This is a genomic window from Frondihabitans sp. OV104 (genome assembly GCF_057787745.1).
The window spans coordinates 1,298,811-1,319,012 of record NZ_CM173541.1 but is presented as its reverse complement, the minus strand read 5'-3'; the positions used below and the strand labels follow the sequence as shown (position 1 = coordinate 1,319,012).

General features: G+C 69.8%; 17 protein-coding genes and 2 tRNA genes. 15 read left to right on the top strand and 4 right to left on the bottom strand.

Features of this window, described 5'->3' with window-relative positions; all coding sequences use genetic code 11:
• Positions 1-25: 25 nt before the first annotated feature.
• From AC3CBB_RS06200 to AC3CBB_RS06165, 8 genes are all read left to right on the top strand, one after another.
• Positions 26-1,339 (top strand): deoxyguanosinetriphosphate triphosphohydrolase, encoded by a 1,314-nt coding sequence (locus AC3CBB_RS06200; RefSeq protein WP_488626719.1) that lies wholly within the window; start codon positions 26-28, stop codon positions 1,337-1,339.
• A gap of 61 nt (positions 1,340-1,400) precedes the next feature.
• Complete coding sequence (gene dnaG, locus AC3CBB_RS06195) at positions 1,401-3,302, top strand: DNA primase (RefSeq protein WP_488626364.1); 1,902 nt, start codon at positions 1,401-1,403, stop codon at positions 3,300-3,302.
• Positions 3,303-3,482: 180 nt separating this feature from the next.
• Positions 3,483-5,141: an ABC transporter substrate-binding protein gene (locus tag AC3CBB_RS06190; RefSeq protein ID WP_488626363.1), complete on the top strand. Its 1,659-nt coding sequence runs from the start codon at positions 3,483-3,485 to the stop codon at positions 5,139-5,141.
• 120 nt (positions 5,142-5,261) lie between these two features.
• Positions 5,262-6,314 (top strand): ABC transporter permease, encoded by a 1,053-nt coding sequence (locus AC3CBB_RS06185; protein WP_488626718.1) that lies wholly within the window; start codon positions 5,262-5,264, stop codon positions 6,312-6,314.
• Positions 6,315-6,316: 2 nt separating this feature from the next.
• Positions 6,317-7,327 carry an ABC transporter permease gene (locus AC3CBB_RS06180; protein WP_488626362.1) on the top strand — a complete coding sequence of 337 codons (1,011 nt, stop codon included), beginning with the start codon at positions 6,317-6,319 and terminating at the stop codon, positions 7,325-7,327.
• Positions 7,324-9,009 (top strand): ABC transporter ATP-binding protein, encoded by a 1,686-nt coding sequence (locus AC3CBB_RS06175; RefSeq protein ID WP_488626361.1) that lies wholly within the window; start codon positions 7,324-7,326, stop codon positions 9,007-9,009. Before AC3CBB_RS06180 ends, AC3CBB_RS06175 begins: the two co-directional genes overlap by 4 nt.
• A 3-nt stretch (positions 9,010-9,012) precedes the next feature.
• Positions 9,013-9,864, top strand: coding sequence for an ATP-binding cassette domain-containing protein (locus AC3CBB_RS06170; RefSeq protein WP_488626360.1), 852 nt, complete (start codon positions 9,013-9,015; stop codon positions 9,862-9,864).
• Positions 9,865-9,905: 41 nt separating this feature from the next.
• Positions 9,906-10,913, top strand: coding sequence for a D-isomer specific 2-hydroxyacid dehydrogenase family protein (locus AC3CBB_RS06165; RefSeq protein WP_488626359.1), 1,008 nt, complete (start codon positions 9,906-9,908; stop codon positions 10,911-10,913).
• Between the two features lie 131 nt (positions 10,914-11,044).
• On the opposite strand, the gene AC3CBB_RS06160 is transcribed toward AC3CBB_RS06165, so the two are convergent.
• Both AC3CBB_RS06160 and def read right to left on the bottom strand, forming a co-directional pair.
• Positions 11,045-11,117 (bottom strand) — tRNA-Asn (locus AC3CBB_RS06160).
• Between the two features lie 85 nt (positions 11,118-11,202).
• Complete coding sequence (gene def / locus AC3CBB_RS06155; RefSeq protein ID WP_488626358.1) at positions 11,203-11,778, bottom strand: peptide deformylase; 576 nt, start codon at positions 11,776-11,778, stop codon at positions 11,203-11,205.
• A 46-nt stretch (positions 11,779-11,824) separates the two neighbouring features.
• Here def and AC3CBB_RS06150 point away from each other — a divergent pair, with 46 nt between their 5' ends.
• The 3 genes from AC3CBB_RS06150 (at position 11,825) to AC3CBB_RS06140 (ending at position 14,190) form a co-directional block, all read left to right on the top strand.
• Positions 11,825-12,733, top strand: a complete 909-nt coding sequence (locus AC3CBB_RS06150; protein WP_488626357.1) for a DMT family transporter — start codon at positions 11,825-11,827, stop codon at positions 12,731-12,733.
• Between the two features lie 77 nt (positions 12,734-12,810).
• Positions 12,811-14,085, top strand: coding sequence for a glycosyltransferase (locus AC3CBB_RS06145; protein WP_488626356.1), 1,275 nt, complete (start codon positions 12,811-12,813; stop codon positions 14,083-14,085).
• Between the two features lie 31 nt (positions 14,086-14,116).
• Positions 14,117-14,190, top strand: a tRNA-Ile gene (locus AC3CBB_RS06140).
• Here AC3CBB_RS06140 and AC3CBB_RS06135 read toward each other — a convergent pair.
• Positions 14,188-14,397: a hypothetical protein gene (locus AC3CBB_RS06135; RefSeq protein ID WP_123504717.1), complete on the bottom strand. Its 210-nt coding sequence runs from the start codon at positions 14,395-14,397 to the stop codon at positions 14,188-14,190. The two genes, AC3CBB_RS06140 and AC3CBB_RS06135, sit on opposite strands and share 3 nt — an antisense overlap.
• A gap of 82 nt (positions 14,398-14,479) precedes the next feature.
• Here AC3CBB_RS06135 and AC3CBB_RS06130 point away from each other — a divergent pair, with 82 nt between their 5' ends.
• Entirely contained in the window at positions 14,480-14,896 is a 417-nt protein-coding gene (locus AC3CBB_RS06130) for a hypothetical protein (protein WP_123504716.1), read from the top strand.
• A 253-nt stretch (positions 14,897-15,149) separates the two neighbouring features.
• Entirely contained in the window at positions 15,150-16,535 is a 1,386-nt protein-coding gene (locus AC3CBB_RS06125) for an MFS transporter (RefSeq protein WP_123504715.1), read from the top strand.
• 189 nt (positions 16,536-16,724) lie between these two features.
• Here AC3CBB_RS06125 and AC3CBB_RS06120 read toward each other — a convergent pair whose 3' ends face one another.
• Entirely contained in the window at positions 16,725-19,208 is a 2,484-nt protein-coding gene (locus tag AC3CBB_RS06120) for a hypothetical protein (protein WP_488626355.1), read from the bottom strand.
• 228 nt (positions 19,209-19,436) lie between these two features.
• Between AC3CBB_RS06120 and AC3CBB_RS06115 the strand changes: the two genes are divergently transcribed.
• Complete coding sequence (locus tag AC3CBB_RS06115; protein WP_123504712.1) at positions 19,437-19,745, top strand: hypothetical protein; 309 nt, start codon at positions 19,437-19,439, stop codon at positions 19,743-19,745.
• 79 nt (positions 19,746-19,824) lie between these two features.
• Positions 19,825-20,166 (top strand): excalibur calcium-binding domain-containing protein, encoded by a 342-nt coding sequence (locus tag AC3CBB_RS06110; protein ID WP_123504711.1) that lies wholly within the window; start codon positions 19,825-19,827, stop codon positions 20,164-20,166.
• Positions 20,167-20,202: the final 36 nt, after the last annotated feature.

Below are 20,202 nucleotides of genomic sequence, written 5' to 3'. Positions count from 1 at the left end.
CTCCCACCGCCCGAAGGGCCCAGTCATCGCCAACAGCACACACGTCACCGCGTCCGAGTCGACGACCGCGGCCGGCACCGCCCGGTTCGCCGAGCCCGCTGCGGGCTACGACGAGCGCGACAGCGACCGCTGGCTCCCGGAGGAGCACTCGAACCGCCGCAGCGACTTCGCCCGGGACCGAGCGCGCCTCCTCCACTCGAGCGCGCTCCGGCGACTCGCCGCCAAGACGCAGGTGCTGAGCCCGACCGCGGGTCTCGACTTCGCCCGCAACCGCCTCACGCACTCGCTCGAGGTCGCGCAGGTGGGTCGAGAGCTCGCCACGAGCCTCGGCCTCGATCCCGACGTCGTCGACACCGCGTGCCTCGCCCACGATCTCGGGCACCCGCCGTTCGGGCACAACGGCGAGAAGGCCCTGAACGACTGGGCCGAGGGCATCGGCGGCTTCGAGGGCAACGCCCAGACGCTCCGGCTGCTGACCCGGATCGAGCCCAAGGTCATCGACGGCTCGGGTCGCAGCTACGGGCTCAATCTCACCCGGGCCAGCCTCGACGCGAGCTGCAAGTACCCGTGGCCCGCGGCCCAGGGTGTCGCCGACCCCGGCGGTCGCACCAAGTTCGGCTTCTACGACGATGACACCCCGGCGTTCGACTGGCTCCGCCTGGGCGCCCCGCGTCGCCAGCGCTGCATCGAGGCCCAGGTGATGGACCTCAGCGACGACATCGCGTACTCCGTCCACGACCTGGAAGACGCCGTGGTCAACGGCTATATCGACGTGGCTTCGCTCTCGTCGAAGGTGGGTCACGACTCGCTCATCGACGCGATGCACGCGTGGGTGGGCGGCGAGCTCAGCCGAGACGAGCTGACCGAGGCCTTCGACCGCCTGCGATCGCTCGACGTCTGGCTGCACGACTACGACGGCGGCCGCCTCGACCAGGCCAGGCTGAAGAACCTCACCAGCCAGCTGATCGGCCGCTTCGCCGGCTCGGCCACCGAGGCGACGCACCAGCACTACCCGCAGGAAAGCCTGACGCGCTTCTCGGCCAGCGTCGTGATCCCCGCCGAGATCATCGGCGAGATCGCCGCCCTCAAGGGCATCGTCGCCGCCTTCGTGATGACCCGCAACACCCGCCAGCCGATCTACGTGCAGCAGCGCGAGGTGCTCTCGAGCCTCGCCGACGCACTGTGGGCGACGGGGTCCTCCGAGCTCGACGCCGGATTCCGCGCCGACTGGGCCGACGCCGTCGACGACGACGCTCGCAGGCGCGTGATCGTCGACCAGGTGGCGTCGCTCACCGACCAGAGCGCGATGGCCTGGCATGACCGCCTCGTGCGGCCGTAGTGCCCGCGTCGCGAACGTCGGTGGGCGGCCGTAGAGTGAGCGAGTTCGAAAGGGGTGCCGCGTGCCGGGGCTGATCAAGCGCGCCGACATCGACGAGGTGCGCAGTCGCGTCAACATCGTCGACGTCGTCTCCGACTACGTGACCCTCAAGGGCGCCGGCATCGGCTCGATGAAGGGCCTGTGCCCGTTCCACGACGAGCGCAGCCCGAGCTTCCACGTGCGCCCGCAGGTGGGCCGCTACCACTGCTTCGGCTGCGGCGAAGACGGCGACGTCTTCAGCTTCGTGCAGCAGATGGACCACACGACGTTCCAGGAGGCCGTCGAGCGCATGGCCGCCCGCGTCGGCTTCACCCTCCACTACGAAGACGGCGGCCAGGCCAGCGACCACGGCAACCGCGCGCGGCTGCTCGCGGCCAACCAGGCCGCGGGCGAGTTCTTCGTCGAGCACCTGACCGCACCCGACGCCGATCCGGCGCGCCGGTTCCTGGGGGAGCGCGGCTTCGACCCGGCAGCGGCCGCCCGCTTCGGCACCGGCTTCGCACCGAAGTCGTTCGACGCGCTCCGGTCGCACCTCAAGGGCCGCGGCTTCATCGACGAGGAGCTCGTCACCGCCGGGCTCCTCAGCCAGGGCGACCGCAGCCCCTACGACCGGTTCCGCGGGCGTCTCCTGTGGCCGATCCGCGACGTGACAGGCGCCACCATCGGGTTCGGCGCCCGGCGGCTCCTCGACGACGACCAGGGCCCGAAGTACCTCAACACGCCCGAGACGCCGATCTACCACAAGTCGCAGGTGCTCTACGGGCTCGATCTCGCCCGCCGCGACATCTCGAAGCAGAAGCAGGTCGTCATCGTCGAGGGCTACACCGACGTCATGGCCTGCCATCTCGCCGGGGTCACCACGGCCGTCGCCACCTGCGGCACCTCGTTCGGCGTCGACCACATCAAGGCGCTGCGGCCGATGCTCGGCGACCTGAGCGGGCTCGACCAGTCGGTCGCCGGCGAGGTCGTGTTCACGTTCGACCCCGACGCGGCGGGGCAGAACGCGGCGAGCCGCGCCTTCGCCGAGGAGCAGCGCTTCGCGGCCCAGACCTTCGTCGCAGTCGCTCCCGACGGGCTCGACCCCTGCGATCTGCGCCTGAACCGCGGCGACGACGCCGTCCGTCGACTGGTGACCAGCCGCCGTCCGATGTTCGAGTTCATGATCAAGCGCACGCTCGACGGCTTCGACCTCGAGACCGTCGAGGGTCGATCGTCTGCGCTCCGGAGCGCCGCACCCGTCGTCGCGGGCATCCGCGACACGGCGCTGTTCCAGGGGTACATCCGACAGCTCGCGGGCTGGCTCGGCCTCGACCCGTCCGACGTCGAGCCGGCCGTGTTCGCGGCCAAGACCGCCCCCAAGGCGATCGAGCGGCTCGCGCCGTCCAGCGACTCCTCGCGGCAGTCCATCACCAGTCTTCCCGAGCGGTCGGCCGGGCCGATCGACGAGGGTCCGAGCATCCTGCGGCTGCCCGACGACCCGTCGACCCGCCTCGAGCGAGACGCCCTGATGGCGATCCTGCAGCACCCTGACGCGGTGCCGTCCGAGCTGACCGCCCAGGCGGCCTTCGCCGTCTTCGTCAACGGCTCGCTCGCCGTCGTCCGCGACGCCGTCGCCGCCAGCCTCGACCGCCTGACCGACCGCGACTTCGTCGAGGCCGTGCTGGAGCAGACGCCTGCTCCCTTCCTGGGGCTGGTGAAGGAGCTCGCCGGCGGGCCCCTTCCCGAGCGCGAGGGGCGCGACGTGGCGACCTACTGCCAGGGGATCCTGTCGTCGCTCGTCGAGCGCGACCTGCTCCGGCAGAAGGCCGAGCTCCTCGGCCAGATGCACCGCACCGACGCGAAGACCGAGCCCGAGCGGCGGCGCGAGATAGGAGAGAAGCTCGTGTCCGTCGAGGCGGCACGACGCACTCTGCGCAACGAGTAGGCTCGTGCACGCAAAAGTCGTGCGCTGACGCACAAGTCGTGCGCGGCTCGTTGCGGGCCTGTAAACACTTCGCCTCAAATTGCGCAGCGGCCCGGTCCTATCGAAAGAATGAAAGCCCCGCCGGCGATCACAGCATCGGCAGCCGCGGGGCTCACGCACCGACACAAAGGGGTACACCACGTGAATTCGAAGTCTTCGCTCGGTCGTCGCGCCGCGATCGGAGTGGGCGGCGCTGTCGCTGCCGCCCTGGTCCTCGCGGGCTGCGCCTCCGGCGGCTCCACCACCACCGACAGCCTCGACGGCGTGATCGTCGGCACCTCCGACGTCATCACCTCGCTCGACCCGGCGGGCTCGTACGACAACGGCTCCTTCGCCGTGATGAACCAGGTGTACCCGTTCCTCCTGAACACCCCGTACGGCTCGCCCGACGTCAAGCCCGACATCGCGACCAGCGCCTCGTTCACGGCCCCGACCGAGTACACGGTCAAGCTCAAGAGCGGCCTGAAGTTCGCGAACGGCGACGACCTCACGTCGTCCGACGTGAAGTTCACGTTCGACCGCCAGCTGGCCATCGCCGACGCGAACGGCCCGTCGTCGCTGCTCTCCAACCTCAAGAGCACCGCCGCCCCCGACCCCACCACCGTCGTGTTCACGCTCAAGACGGCGAACGACCAGACCTGGCCGCAGGTGCTGTCGAGCCCCGCGGGCCCGATCGTCGACGAGCAGGTCTTCAGCGCCACCAAGGTGACCTCCGACGCCGCCATCGTCAAGGGCGAGGGCTTCGCCGGTCAGTACTCGATCACCCAGTACAAGCCGAAAGAGCTGATCCAGTACAAGGCGTTCGACGGCTACAAGGGCCTTCTCGGAACCCCGAAGTCGAAGTCGGTCACCGCCCAGTACTTCACCGACGAGACCGACCTCAAGCTGGCCGTCCAGAAGGGCGACGTCGACGTGGCGTACCGCTCGCTGAGCCCGACCGACCTGGCCTCGCTGAAGAAAGACTCCAACGTCACCGTGCACAACGGTCCCGGTGGCGAGATCCGCTACATCGTCTTCAACTTCGACACCATGCCCTACGGCGCCAAGACCGCCGACGCCGACGCCGCGAAGGCTCTCGCGGTCCGCAAGGCCGTCGCCGACTCGGTCGACCGCGAGGCGCTCTCCGAGGACGTCTACAAGGGCAGCTACACGCCGCTCTACTCGCCCGTGCCAGACGGCCTGACCGGCGCCATCACGCCGTTCAAGACCCTCTACGGCGACGGCGACGGCGGCCCCGACGCCGACAAGGCCAAGTCGACCCTGAAAGACGCCGGCATCTCGGGCAAGGTCACGCTGAACCTGCAGTACACGCCCGACCACTACGGCGCGTCCTCCGATGACGAGTACGCCCTGATCAAGTCGCAGCTCGAAGAGACCGGTCTCTTCACGGTCAACCTGCAGTCGACGCTCTACGACACGTACAGCACGCAGCGCACCAAAGACGCCTACCCGCTGTACCAGCTGGGCTGGTTCCCCGACTACAGCGACGCCGACAACTACCTGACGCCGTTCTTCCTCCCCTCGCCGGGATCGGACGGCAAGGACGTCCCCGGCGGATTCCTGCTGAACCACTACAGCGACTCGAAGGTCAACTCGCTGATCGAGGCTCAGCGCAGCGAGACCGACAAGGCGACGCGCACCAAGGACATCCAGGAGATCCAGACCCTCGAGGCGGGCGACATCTCGACGCTGCCCCTCCTGCAGGGTGCTCAGGTCGCGGTCTCCGGCAAGGACGTCAAGGGTGTCGACGACACGCTCGACGCCTCCTTCAAGTTCCGCTACGCCGCTCTCTCGAAGTAGCAGCAGCTCCATCGGGGTGTCTGCCCCGGCGACCTCGGTCGTCGGGGCAGACACCCCTTCCCTCGCAATCCCAGGAGTGACGTGACAGTTCTCAACGACACCTCGCCGACGGCGCCCGCCGTGTCCGGCCCCCGCCGCGAGCGAACGCGGGGAGGCGGGCTCGGGCGCTACGTCCTGATCCGCTTCCTGCTGATCTTCCCGACGGTGTTCATCCTCGTCACCCTCGTGTTCTTCCTCATGCGCGTGGTCGGCAACCCGATCACGGCCGCGGTCGGCGGACGCCTGACCCCGGCCCAGCTGCAAGAGCGGCTGCACGCCGCCGGCTACGACCGGCCGATCATCGTCCAGTACGGCGAGTACCTCGGGCAGCTCGCTCGCGGAGACTTCGGCACGACGCTGACCGATCACCAGAAGATCAGCGACATCCTCCTGACCTACGGCGGCGCCACGATCGAGCTGGTGTTCTACGCGCTCATCGTCGCGCTCATCGTGGGCATCCCGCTCGGCATGCTGGCCGCCTACGTGCGCGACCGCTGGCCCGACGTGATCCTCCGCGTCTTCGCGATCTTCACCTACGCGACCCCGGTGTTCTTCGCCGGCCTCCTGCTCAAGCTCGTCTTCTCGGTCTGGCTCGGCTGGCTCCCGCTCGGCGGCCGCGCGTCGACCCGGATCGAGCTGGCGCTCGGCGGCATCCCGAACCCGACGGGCATCTACATCATCGACGCGCTCCGCACGGGAAACCCGACGATCATCACCGACGTCCTCGCCCACGCGGTCATGCCCGCCCTCGCCCTCGGCCTGATCACCGGCGGCGTGTTCCTGCGCCTCGTCCGCACGAACGTCATCGGCACGCTCGGCGCCGACTACATCGACGCCGCCCGCTCGCGCGGGGTCTCCGAGATCAAGCTCGTGCGCGCACACGCCCTCAAGCCGGCGCTCATCCCGATCATCACGGTCATGGGCCTGCAGATCGCCATGCTGCTCGGCGGATCCGTCCTGACCGAGACCACCTTCGGCTGGCGCGGCCTCGGCTTCGAGCTCCAGCAGTACCTCTCGGCACGCGACTTCGTGGCCGTGCAGGGCATCGTCGCCCTTCTCGCGGTCATCGTCGCGGTCACCAACTTCATCGTCGACATCGTCGCGGCGTTCATCGACCCGCGAGTGAGGTACTGATCATGACGAACGTCCTCGCCGCAGCCAAAGACAAGCGCGCACCCTGGTACAAGCGGCTCCCCGTCGTCGCGCAGCTCCGCCGGAGCGTCGGCCTCCAGCGCGGCATGCTCATCACCGGCATCGTCATCTGCCTGGTGTTCATCCTCACCGCGATCTTCGCCCCGCTGATCGCCCCGTTCGGGTTCGGCCAGCTCCGCGACGACGCGGGGGCCTTCCCCCGCCAGGCGGCGCCGGGCGGCGAGCACATCTGGGGAACGACCGTCGGCGGGTACGACGTGTTCAGCCGCGTGGTCTGGGGCGCGCAGACGGCGATCTCGGTCGTCATCGTGGCCGTGATCCTGTCGGTCACCATCGGCGTCGTGCTCGGACTCGTCTCCGGCTACCTCGGCGGCTGGCTCGACCGCGTTCTCGTGGTCATCGCCGACGCGGTCTACGCCTTCCCGTCGCTCCTGCTCGCGATCGTCGTGTCGATCGTGATCTCGGGCGGCCAGTCGAGCCTGCTCGGGGGCATCGTCGCGGCCGGGATCTCGATCACGGTCGTGTTCGTGCCGCAGTACTTCCGCGTGGTCCGCGCCGAGGCGGTCCGGCTCAAGGCCGAGGCCTTCGTCGAGTCGTCCAAGGTGGTGGGCTCGTCGACCGCCCGCATCATGTTCAAGCACGTGCTCAGGAACGCCACGCGCAGCCTTCCGCTCATCCTGACCCTGAACGCGTCCGAGGCCATCCTCACCCTCGCCAGCCTCGGTTTCCTCGGCTTCGGCATCGGTCCCACCGCCGCCGCCGAGTGGGGCTACGACCTCAACCGGGCGCTCTCCGACACGGCGAGCGGCATCTGGTGGACGGGCGTCTTCCCCGGCGCGGCGATCGTTCTGCTCGTGCTCGGCGTCACCCTCGTCGGCGAGAGCCTGAACGACCTGGCTGACCCGCGCCTCCGCACCCGACGCCGGGCCAAGCGGCGCACAGCCGCGACCACGCCGCCGCCAGCGGCCGCCACGACCGAAGGGGCCGGAGCATGACCGACACCGCTCACGACGACCGCCTGAAGGCCGTCGACATCCGAGACCTCGAGGTCACCTTCGCCACCGACGGCGGCGACGTGCCCGCCGTCCAGGGCGTGTCGCTCGAGGTGAGAGCCGGCGAGGTCCTCGCGATCGTAGGGGAGTCAGGATCCGGCAAGACGGTCACCGCCAAGACGATCCTGGGCCTCCTCCCCGACACCGCCGTCGCCTCGGGTGTGGTGCTCCTCACCGGCGAAGACGTTCTCTCGGTCGGGCCCAAGCGCGTGCGCGAGCTGCGCGGCACCGACGTCGCGATGGTGTTCCAGGAGCCCTCCACGGCCCTCAACCCCGTCTACACGGTCGGCTGGCAGATCGCGGAGGGCATCCGCGCGCACGGCAAGGTGTCGAGGCGCGAGGCGAGGAAGCGGGCGATCGACATCCTGCGTCGCGTCGGCATCCCTGATCCTGCGACCCGTGTCGACTACTACCCGCACCAGTTCTCGGGCGGCCAGAAGCAGCGGGTCGTCATCGCGATGGCCCTCGTGCTCAACCCGTCGGTGATCGTGGCCGACGAGCCGACCACCGCGCTCGACGTGACGGTCCAGGCCGAGATCCTCGACCTGCTGCGCCGCTGCCGCGACGAGTTCGGCGCCGCGATCGTGCTGATCACGCACAACATGGGCGTGGTCGCCGACCTCGCCGACCGCGTCGCCGTGATGTACCTCGGGAAGGTCGTCGAGGAGGCCGACGCAGCGACGCTGTTCGCCAGCCCCCAGGACGACTACACGAAGCGCCTGCTCGGCAGCGTGCCGCGTCTCGAGGCGCGCGGTCACCAGGCGGCACCTGCCGCCGACGCCGAGGTCGTCGTGCGCGCCTCGGGGCTCGAGATCGAGTACCCGGGTCGGCTCGGCCGGGGCGGCTTCCGCGCCGTCAAGGGCGTCGACTTCACGATCGCGAAGGGGCAGGTGCTCGGCCTCGTCGGCGAGTCCGGCTCGGGCAAGACCACCATCGGCCGGGCGATCGCGGGTCTCACCAGGGTGACGGGCGGGTCGCTCGAGGTGCTCGGCGTCGAGATGAACGGCGTCCGGGAGCGCGACTTCAAGCCGAAGCGAGCCGACATCGGGTTCGTCTTCCAAGACCCGGCCTCGTCGTTCAACCCGCTGCTCACGATCGCCGAGTGCGTGGCCGAGCCCCTCATCGTGCATGGACGAGCGGGCGACGCCCGCGCGGCCCGGGGGAGGGTCGACGAGCTCCTGGAGGCGGTGCAGCTGCCCAAGGCGTTCGGCGACCGCTACCCGCACGAGCTCAGCGGCGGCCAGCGCCAGCGCGCCAGCCTCGCACGATCGCTCGCCCTCGACCCCACGCTGCTGATCGCGGACGAGCCGACCAGCGCGCTCGACGTGTCGGTGCAGGCGCGCGTGCTCGAGCTGTTCGCCGAGCTGCAGAAAGACCTGGGCTTCGCGGCGCTGTTCATCAGCCACGACCTGGCCGTGGTGAACATCCTCGCCGACCGGATCGGCGTACTGTTCAATGGAGACCTCGTCGAATCGGGGCCGAACGACCAGGTCCTGGGGGCTCCGGAGCACGCGTACACCAAGCGCCTGCTCGCGTCGCTCCCCGTCCCGGATCCTGGCGAGCAGGCGCGGCGCCGCGAGGCTCTGGCTGCGCTCACCCGAGCAGAAACGAACCAGGAGTCCTGAGTCATGGCCGTCGAAGCTCCCGTCCTCGTGGCAGACGACCTGTCGCTGCTGTACCCGGCCCGGTCGGGCCACGCGGAGGTTCGGGCTGTCGACGGCGTCACGCTGACCGTCGCGTCGGGGGAGATCCTCGGCGTGCTGGGCGAGGCGGGCTCCGGCAAGTCCACGCTCGCACGCGCTCTGGCCGGTCTGGCCCACGGTCGACGACCACCTGAGGGCTCGCCCCGGATCGCTGGCGGCGAGCTCTTCGTGCTCGGCGAGCGGATCCGCACGATCTCGTCGCGCCGACGCGACCGCCTGACCTCGCGGGTCGGCTACCTGTCGCAGAGCGACGGCGACGCGCTCAAGCCCGATCTGACCGTCGCCGAGGCCGTCGCCGAGCCGCTGTACGAGCGCGACCGCCGCTTCGACCGCATCGAGGCGGGCCACCGCGTCGCCCAGCTCGTCGACGCCGTCCACCTTCCGATGTCGACGATGCGCAAGCAGACCTGGGAGCTCAGCTCCGGCCAGCGCCAGCGCATCGCCCTGGCCCGCAGCCTCGTGCTCGAGCCGACCGTCCTGATCGCCGACGAGCCCGCCCGGGGCGTCGACGCCCTCGTGCGCCAGTCGGTGCTCGAGCTGCTCAGGAGCATCCACACCGACCGCTCGTTCTCGGCCGTCGTCGTGACGTCGTCCGTGGGCGAGGCCCGCGCGGTGGCCGACCGCGTCGCCGTCCTGCGGGCGGGGCGCCTGGTCGGCCTCGGCGAGCTCGACGTCGTGCTGGAGCAGACGGTCGACCCGTACGTGAAGGTGCTGTCGCAGACGTCGCCCATCGACATCATCCCGGCATCCGACCGCACACCCAAGAAACACCGCTGAGGCCGAGCCCGACCCCGAGCACCACCGCCAGAAAGGCACCCGTGACTTCCAGCACCGCCGCGCGCGGCCACCGCGCCGTCTTGACCCCGTCCGCCGTCGTCCCCGACGAGCGCCGCCCCACCCCCGGCCCGATCGCCGTCGGCCCGTCGGTCGAGCAGCATGTCGTCGACGCTGTCGAGGCGGGCGGCGGAACTCTCGGACCGATCGACGACGAGACCCGCGGGCTCATGTGGCTGTCGCACAAGGCGATCGACGAGCTCGACGAGGTGCTGACGACGCACCCGAACATCGAATGGGTGCAGCTGCCCATGGCCGGTGTCGACATGTTCGCGCCCATCATGAAGAAGTACGCCGACTCGCCGCGGCCGTTGTGGACGAGTGCCAAGGGCGCCTACTCCGAGCCGGTCGCCGAGCACGCCGTCGCGCTGACGCTGGCGCTCCTCCGCGTGTTCCCGGAACGAGTGCGCGCGTCGAGCTGGGCGACAGTACCCAAGGGCATCTCGCTCTACGGCCTCAACGTCGTGATCGTCGGCGCTGGCGGCATCGGCCTCGAGATCATGCGCCTGCTCGAGCCGTTCGACACGTCGATCACCGTGGTGCGCCGCAGCACGTCGCCGGTTCCGGGCGCCGCCCGCACCGTGGCGGCGTTGTCGCTCGACGAGGTCCTTCCCGACGCCGACGTCGTGATCGTCGCCGCGGCGATGACAGACGACACCGCGAAGATGTTCGGCGCGAGCCAGTTCGACCTGATGAAAGACACGGCGGTGCTCGTGAACATCGCGCGAGGAGGCCTCGTCGACACGGACGCGCTCGTCGAGGCGCTCCGGGCCGAGTCGCTCTGGGGCGCCGGACTCGACGTCACCGACCCCGAGCCCCTGCCCGACGGACACCCGCTCTGGACCGAGCCCCGCGCCCTGATCACGCCGCACCAAGCCGACACGCCCGAGATGACGGCTCCGCTCCTCGCCGAGCGGATCCGGCACAACGTCGCCGCCCTCTCGGGCGACGGGGAGTTCATCGGCGTGGTCGACCCGGCGGCCGGCTACTAGACCGCCGCCGGGCGGTAGCCGCCTCCGACGCCGCACCGGCCCCTGGGGCTGCCCCGATAGATCGCCGCCCCACGTGTGATCAGCGCGCGGACAGGAAAAAAGCCCCCACGGGTGGAGCCGTGGGGGCTTCGCTCCCCGACTTGGACTCGAACCAAGAACCTGCCGGTTAACAGCCGGCTGCTCTGCCAATTGAGCTATCGAGGAATGGCAGCTGTTCGTATCGCTTGGATGTGATCCGTTTGAACAGCGACCACAACTCTAGCAAACGTTTCGGCCGCTGATGAACACCTCAGCCCTCGGGGTGGTCGAGACCGGGCATCCAGGTGTTGCCGGGCACGCCCCAGCCCTTCTTCTTGGCCACCTTCGAGATGGCCTTGGCGAACGGGTAGTCGACGCGATCGGCGTACAGAAGGCCGTCGAGGTGGTCGTACTCGTGCTGGAAGATGCGCGCCAGCCAGCCGTACGCCTCGATCTCGAAGGGCTCGCCGTCGAGGTCGACCGCGCGGAGGAGGACGCCGTCGGCGCGTCGCAGCGGGAATCGCTCGCCCGGGATCGACAGGCACCCCTCCGACTCGAGCTCGTCGTCGAGCTCGTCGACCGACTCGGGGACGAGCGGCGTCTGCCACAGCTGCGGATTGATCGCGACTCCGCGCCAGGCCTCGCCGTCGTCGTCCGACCACGAGTAGACGAAGAGCCGCAGGCCCACGCCGACCTGCGGCCCGGCGAGACCCACGCCGGGCGCTTGGTCCATCGTGTCGAACATGTCGGCGACGAGCTCGCGGAGCGACTCGTCGAACTCGGTGACGGGCGCGGCGGGCTCGTGGAGCACGGGCTCGCCGGTGATGGTTATCGGTCGTACAGCCATTCACTCAGCCTATCGGCGGCCGTCGCGGTAGCGTGAGGGAGTGCCATTGCCTCTCGACGTCCTCGCCACGCCGGTCACGCTGAGCACGCATCAGGCCATCGGGATCCCCATCGCGCTCGTCGGAGCAATCTTCCTGTCGGTCGGCGCGCAGCTCCAGCACCGCGGCGTGGCCAAGGTGGAGCGCGCCTCGGGCGGAGCCGCCAAGGGCCTCAAGGTCGGCCAGATGCTGCGTCTCCTCGGTCGCCCGTCCTGGGTCATCGGCAGCGCCATGCTCGGGCTCGCCATCGTGTTCCAGCTCACGAGCCTCAGCTTCGCGCCGCTGATCGTCGTGCAGCCCCTCGGAGCCGTGGCGCTCGTGGTCACGGCGATCCTGAACTCCCGGACGACGCGTCAGCGTCTCGACCGCCAGTCGAAACGCGCCATCCTGTTCTGCGTCGGCGGCGTGGGCCTGTTCGTCACCGTCGCCGCCCTGACGGCGACCGAGCCCGCCATCACGACCGGCCAGCTCGTGACTGTGCTGGTGATCCTCGCGTTCGTCTTCGCCATCTGGCTGACCGCCTTCCTGCTCTTCCGCACCCGGATCCGGGCGCTGTTCTACATCATCGGCGCCGGCTTCCTGTACGGCTTCGTGGCCACACTGGCGAAGGTGATCATCAACAGGATCGAGTCGTCGAACTTCGACGCTCTGACGTTCGTCTGCGCCGCGTTCCTCATCGCCGCAGGCTCGCTGGGCGGTTACTTCGTGCAGAACGCCTACTCGTCCGGACCGCCCGACCTGGTCATCGCGGGACTCACCGTGGTCGATCCGCTCGTCGCCGTCGGCGTGGGCGTCCTGGTTCTGGGGGAGGCCTCGACGGCCCCGTGGTGGGCTGCCATCTTCTACCTCGCCGCAGGCGCTCTGGCCGTCTACGGCGTCTTCCAGCTCGCCAAATACCACCCGCAGGCGAGCCGCTGAGCTAGCCTGGGCCGAACCACTGGCCTCAGGCCGTTTCTCCAGCCGCCCGTCACCACCGGTAAGGACGCCACCTCCCCGTGACCCACGACACCGCCCCCGGCGACAGTCCCGCCCCCTCCACCGTCACCCCGCAGAGGCCCTTGCGGGTGCTCCTCGCCGGCGACACGTTCCCGCCCGACGTCAACGGCGCGGCGAACTTCACCGAGCGCCTGGCGGTCGGCCTCGCCGGACGCGGCCACGACGTGCACGTCGTCGCTCCCGCAGCGACTCGCAAGCACGGCACCTTCCGCGAGGAGCACGACGGGCAGGTGCTCACGGTCCACCGCCTCAACTCGACCCGCTGGCCGCTTCACGACTGGCTCCGCTTCGCGACGCCGTGGACCGTCAAGTTCCACTCCCGCCGCATCGTCGAGTCGTTCAAGCCCGACGTCGTGCACATCCAGGCGCACATCATCATCGGTCGCGGCCTCACCAAGGTCGCCCACGATCGCGGCATCCGGATCATCGCGACCAACCACTTCATGCCCGACAACCTCGTCGATCACTTCCCTCCGATGCCGAAGCGCCTCAAAGACTGGATCGTGACGAAGGCCTGGCAGGACGCCGCTCACACCTACGAGTACGTGCAGGAGATCACGACGCCGACCAAGAAGGCCGCGGGCTTCCTGGAGGCGGCGACGAACATCACCGGCGTCTACGCCATCTCCTGCGGAATCGACGCCTCCGACTACACGGCCAAGCCGGGACGCCCGAAAGACAACACCATCGTCTTCGTCGGCCGCGTCACCGGCGAGAAGCACATCGACGTGCTCCTGCAGGCGATGACCAAGCTCTCGCCCACCCTCGACGCGAAGCTCGTCATCGTCGGCGGCGGCGACCTCCTCGGGCGTCTCACGCAGATGACGGCCGACCTCGGTCTGGCCGACCGTGTCACGTTCGCCGGCTACCTCTCCGACGACGAGCTGCGCCGCACGCTCACCGACGCGACCGTCTTCTGCATGCCGTCGACGGCCGAGCTCCAGAGCATCGCGAGCCTCGAGGCCATGGCCTCAGGGCTGCCCATCGTCGTGGCCGACGCCATGGCCCTGCCGCACCTCGTCGACGACGGGTCGAACGGCTATCTGTTCCGCCCGGGCGATGCCGACGACCTCGCTGAGAAGCTGACTCTCGTGCTCGAGAAGTCCGATGCCGACTACGTCGCGATGCGCACGGCGAGCCTGAAGATGATCGAGCCGCACGACATCGGCCGCACCCTCGACACATTCGAGAAGCTGTATCGTGGTCAGGCGGTGGCCGACCCGGTCGCCGACACCGCGCGTGCTTCGCAGACCGAGTCCTCTTCGTCGTCGTAGCCGGGCCGTCCAGCGGCCTGCGCGCGGATGCGGGGCGGTAGCTCAGCTGGTCAGAGCAGGCGACTCATAATCGCTCGGTCACGGGTTCAAGTCCCGTCCGCCCTACGTGTCAGAACGGCGCCTGCGAAGGCCCCGGACCACGAGCACGAGCCCGACGATCACCAGAATGCCGCCGATGACCAGCCACTTCCGGTCACCGGTCATGGAGCTGCCGGGGATCAGATCGGCCCCCTGGCCGGCGAACACGCCCCCGACCACCACGACGATCGCGCCGACGACGATGAGGGTGATGCGCCCGGTCCGTGAGTCCATGGGCCTCAACCTACGCCGTCGCGAGTCTCGACGCGTGGTGGCAGGCGGAACGCGCGGCCCGGCGGTCTGCCAGACTCGACGCATGCCTTCTCTGAAGTACGACGTGACCGTGTCCCGCGACGAGGACGCCTGGCGCGTCGAGATCGCCCCGATCGGCGGCACGGCCACAGCCCGCTGGCTGGGCGAGGCCGACGACGTCGCACGTGCCTTCATCGCCGACTTCGAAGACGTCGAGCCCGACACGATCGAGCTCGACATCGTCGTCGAGTACCCGGGAGACGTCGAGGCTCAGCTCGACCGTGCCGCCCAGCTCCGCACTGCGTCCGACGAGGCGCTCGATGCCGAGTGGAACGCCCTCGGCCGCGCCGCCGACCAGCTCGATGCGGCCGGCGTGACCAAGCGCGACATCGGCGACATCCTCGGGCTCGCCGTCCCGCGCGTCCGCAGGATCCTGCGCGGCGGTGCTCGCGAGAACACCTCGCGCCTCGACGCGCAGTAGTCATCGAATGACGCGCAGTAGTCATCGAAGCAATATAAGAAATTCAAGGGGAGTCCCCAGGACTGGTGCCTTGCGCACGGGGGAGGGGTGCGTGCAACACTGGTAGGGCATCACTCGTCGTGGAGTGGAACGCACTCACCACCGTCCACCATCAATCCGAGTCCACGACGAGACTGCCCCGCCAGGCCGCATCCAGGTCTGCGGTTCCGGCGTTCCCCGACGCCCGGCTTCGTCGCGCGCTCCCGGGAGTCCCGTGACCGACACCTCCACAGCACCCCGCACACTGCGCACGCCCCGCGCCGGCGCAGCGCCCGCCGTCGGGCAGCCGCACGAGCTGACACCCCGCGCCGTCGTCGGCATCGCCGTGCTCGGCCTCGCCACATTCTTCGCCATCACGACCGAGCTCATGCCCGTAGGGCTCCTCGGCTCGATGAGCTCGAGCCTCGGCGTCTCGGTCTCGTCGATGGGCCTCGTCATCACGGTCTACGCGGTCGCCGTCGCTGTGCTCGCACTGCCCCTCACACTCGCCACCACGCGCTTCCCGCGTCGGGCGATCCTGGTGGCCACCCTGGGCGGCTACGCGCTCTCGAACCTGCTGATCGCGCTCGCGCCGAGCTTCGCCGTGGTCTGCGCGGGCCGTGTGATCGGCGGCGTAGCCCACGCCCTGTTCTTCTCGGTCGCATCCGCGTACGCCACGAAGATCGTCCCGCCGCGTCTGGCCGGCCGGGCGATCGCGTTCGTCTACTCCGGCTCGTCCCTCGGCTTCGTGATCGGCGTCCCCATCGCCACGACAGTCGGAGAGCACGCAGGATGGCGCCTTGCCGTCGGCGGCGTCGCAGTGGCGAGCGCGCTCCTGGCCGTCGTCGCACTGCTGTTCCTGCCGTCGGTCCGCGGCGAGTCCCAGCCTCACCTGGGCTCCGTGAAGTCCTGGGCGCGATCCGGCCTCATCGCGGTCGCGATCGCCGACCTGCTCCTCTTCGCCGGCCACTACGTCGTCTACACCTACATCGGCCCGTACCTCGAGGGCGCGGGCCTCGGTCACGACTACATCGGCGGCGCGCTGCTCGTCCTGGGCGGCACCGGAATCATCGGGCTCGTCGCGGCCGGCTCGTTCGTCGACCGGGCGCCGCGGCAGACGCTCCTGGTGGCCGTCGCCGTCATGGTCGCCTCGATCGCGGCCCTGCCGCTCGTCCACGGCTCGCTCGTCGGCACGTTCGTCGTCGCGGGCCTCTGGATGGCCGCCAACGGCACGACGGGCACCCTGTTCATGGCGGCGGCGATCCGCACCGGCGGCGTCAGCCCCGACATCGCCGGCGCGATCATCAACGGCGCCTCGAACATCGGCATCGCCGGCGGTGCCGCAGTCGGCGGCGCCGTCTACAGCGGAGCCGGCCTGGGCGTGCTTCCGCTCGCGGCCGCTGCCGTGCTCGTCGTGAGCTTCGGCGTCGTCCTCGCAGCCCGCCGCGGCTTCCCGGTCCACGGTCACTCGCAGGCGACCCTGTCGACGACGTCGATCCCCGTCATCACGACATCAATCCAGGCCATCACGACGTCGATCCCGACCGTGATCACGTCATCGATCCGCACCATTCAGACGCACACGGCCGCGATCCGCACCGTACCGGGCCACGGCGGCTGACGTCGCGCCCCGGGCATCCGCCCGTCCGACCCGAAGCGATCGAGACGAAGACTGTGTCCGCGAGCGGCGGGGGTTCGGTCTCGGGACGCTTTCCCTGGGCGTGAATTCACGCCCAGGGAAAGCGTCCCAGCGAGAACCCCGGGGGGAGCCGCCCCGTCAGGTGCGGTCGGGTCTGCAGCTGAGATCGGGTCAGTAGCTGTCGTCCACGACGAGCTTGCCGTCGACGACCTTGAGCGAGACGTAGACGTTGAAGGTGGTGTCGTACGAGTAGGGGTAGGAGGTACCGAGGAACTCGTCGGTGTACTTCTCGGTGACCGAGCCCGAGCCGCCCTCGCTCGTCACGGAGATCGAGTCGCCGTTCAGCGACACCGCCAGCGTCGGCTGCTTCGTGACCTTGTACGAGACCTTCGTGTAGCCCGAGCCCGGTCCGTAGAAGGGGCAGTCCGAGTCGAGGTCGCCGCGAGTCGACTTCTCGCACGTATCGATCAGGTCGGTGACGATCTTCTCGGCGTCGGTCGTCAACTGGTCCGTGGGCTTCGCCTCGAACTGCGCCGAGGCCCCGTACGACGACGAGCCGGCGCCCACCGCGATCTTCTGGACGGTCGATCCGAAGTAGTCCGTTCCCGCGATCGACAGGTCGTAGACGCCCGGGTAGGCCGTCAGCTCGAGTCCGCTGTCCGACAGCGCGCCCACCGCGGTCCCGCCGGCGGTCACGTCCGAGGTCGCGAAGATCGTGTCGGCCCGCACGTCGACGGTGGACGTCAGGGGCTTGACCTTCCACTCGTCCTTGAAGCACCAGCTCGTCCCGGTGCGCGTGAGCTGCAGGATGGCGTCCTGCTGCTTCCCGCCGACCGAGAAGGCCGCCGCCACGGTGGCGATGTCGCCCGACGTGGTCACCTTTCCGATGGCGACGTCGGTGATGCGCGCCGACGCCTTCGACAGGACGGCGTCCGTCATCATGCCGCCCGCCGCTTTCGCGCTGCCTTCGAGCTTCGCCGCGGCAGTTGCGTCACCGCGCGACAGGTCTCCGAGGTAGGCCTCGGCCACCGGCCCGGGGCCGTAGACGCTGGTGCGGAGCGTCGTCGCGGTGATGGCGCCGCCGACGACCAGCACGATGACGATGCCCGCCGCGATGAGAGATCGAAGCAGGATCCTCCGCGCCCTGGGCGACATCGGCTTGGCGGGGGCGAACACGTTCGACGCACCGACGGCCGTCGGGGCAGTGCTCGTCAGGGCAGTGCTCGTGGGTGCGGTGCCCGTCGCCGCGGCGCCCGCCGCGTCGCGCCCGGCGACGAAAGCGAGCGCCCGCAGCGCTCCCGGCGGAAGCGCGGGGACGACCCGCGGCGCGACGTAGCGCGCGACCGCCTCGATAGCGAGGCCCCACGCGGCCACGACGGCGACCGTCCACGGGGTGACGCCGGCGGAGCCTCCGCCGCCCAAGGCCGAGACCTGCACCGAGAAGACGACGGTGCCGACGATGAGCAGGCCGAGGCCGGCGAGGGCGTAGACGACGGGAGCGACGATCCAGTCAAGGAGGTCTCGGCGCGATCCGCCGCGGCGCACGGCGAGTGCGAGCCCCGCAAGCACTGCCGACGCCACGACGGCCACGACGAGCAGCCAGTACCAGCCGGGCGAGTGCGCGAAGACGGTCGCGGTCTGGGCCGGCGCCGAGTTGCCGCTCGCCATCGAGAGGAGCGATCCGACCGAGTCGGACGTCGACACGCCGCCGAGGAACCCGAAGGCGATCGCGACGGCCACGATGTTGCCGATCAGCAGCGGGTAGGCGCCCGCGGAGCTCGGCCGGGTGATGAGCGCCATGACGACGATCACCAGTCCGATCAGAAGACCCAGCGCCGCGAACTGCAGCGCGGCGGTGCGGATCCATCCCAGGATGCGCGTCGCCGTCGGGTGGACGCCGGCGAGCCGGACGTCGCGCGCGAGGAACGACCCCGCGAATCCGACGACCAGGGCCACCACGATGGCGAGGCCGGTGACCGCGTTGATGCGGTGGATGCCTGACAGCGCCTCGGTCGGCAGGCGGATTCCGAGCGCCAGGCCGATCAGCAGCGTCGTCAGTGCCAGGGCCAGGCCGGTGATGGCCGACGTGACCAGCGTCTGGCCGCGATCGAGGCCAGGTCGACGCGCGTACCGGGCGAGCAGCACGATCGCGGCGATCTGGGCGAGCGCGATCATCACCGGGACGAAGCCGAGGTGGGCCGAGCCGGACACCGTCGTGAGGTACTCGAGGCTGCCCGCTATGCGGAGGCGGCCGAGGTCGGCCAGCAGCACCAGCTGGGCCGGCGCACCGGCGAGGATCGTGAAGATGCTCGAGGCGTCGACCTGCGGAAGCGACGACGTTCCGGGCAGGGGCGACGCGTCGCCCGTCGAGGTCGATCCTGCTCCCGATCCGGACGCCGACGCAGCCAGCACGAGTGCCGTCAGCAGGAGCGACAGCACCGCCACGACGTAGGCCGCCACGAATCCGGCCACGCCCGTGACGGCCGCGACGATCCAGTCGCGGCCGGTCAGCGAGCGCATCACCAGCGAGACGCGCGAGGACGCCTCAGGCGGGGGTGGGGCCACGGGCGGCACTCCGGCCGGCTGAGAGGGCGCGAGGCTCTCGGGACTGCTGTCGTCGCTGCTGCCGGTGCCCGGCACAGGGGGAATGGTCACGTTCTGATCCTCTCGGTGTGTCGAGAGGTCGGATGGACCGGTTGAGTGAATCGCGCCCCCCGACGATGCGTCAATGCTACGGGAACCTGAGGATGCCCTGTGACTCGGTCCGAAGAGGGGTCGAATGCCGGCGCGATCGGCGTGCACGAGCCCGCAGATGCGTTTCGGGTGTGTTGCAGTATCCGATGGAGCCCCTCCGCGGCGTGCCGGCGGTGCGAGAATGAGCCCATGTTCGGCAGACGACTGCGAGGCACCGACTCGCCCATCACCCGTGACACGGGATTCGGCATCGGGGCGCAGGTGCATGTGGTCGACTCGCTCGAAGACCCCGCCTCGCCGTTCCCCGACGGACCCACCGGCATAGTCGTGCGCGCCGGCGGCTCGGCCTGGCAGCCGGTCTCGGTCATCGGCGGGTCGTCGCGCGTCTGGACCATCCAGTTCGACACCCCGCAGTACACACCCGACCTCGAGGGGCCGATCGCGATGTGCCAGCTTCCCGAGCGCCAGCTCCGCCTCGCCCCGCCCGTCGATCGCTGAGCCGCAGGCGGGTCACCCGTTCGAGGGGCGCTCGTTATGGGACTTCCAGGGCGCAGGAACCGGCCCGTACGGTCGTCGCATGATCTCTCCGCGCCTGGCCATCGCCGCCACCGTCCTCACGGTCGCCATCGCCGTGCCGTCGGTCGTCGTCGCGGCCGAAGCCTCGTCGGCCAGCACCGTTCACACCTCGTCCGTGAACAAGGTGACCCCCAAGTCGACCACGTACAAGAACTGCACCGAGATCCACAAGCACTGGTCGGGTGGCATCGCCAAGAAGGGCGTCACGACCAACACGACGCACTCCAAGGGCAAGACCTACCACCGGGCGCTCAAGGGCACGGTCAAGCACGACACTGCTCTCTACAACGCGAACAAGAAGTCGGACGCCGACAAGGACGGCATCGCCTGCGAGAAGTCCTAGGCGACCCGTTCTCTCCTCCGCCGGCGCGCGATTCCC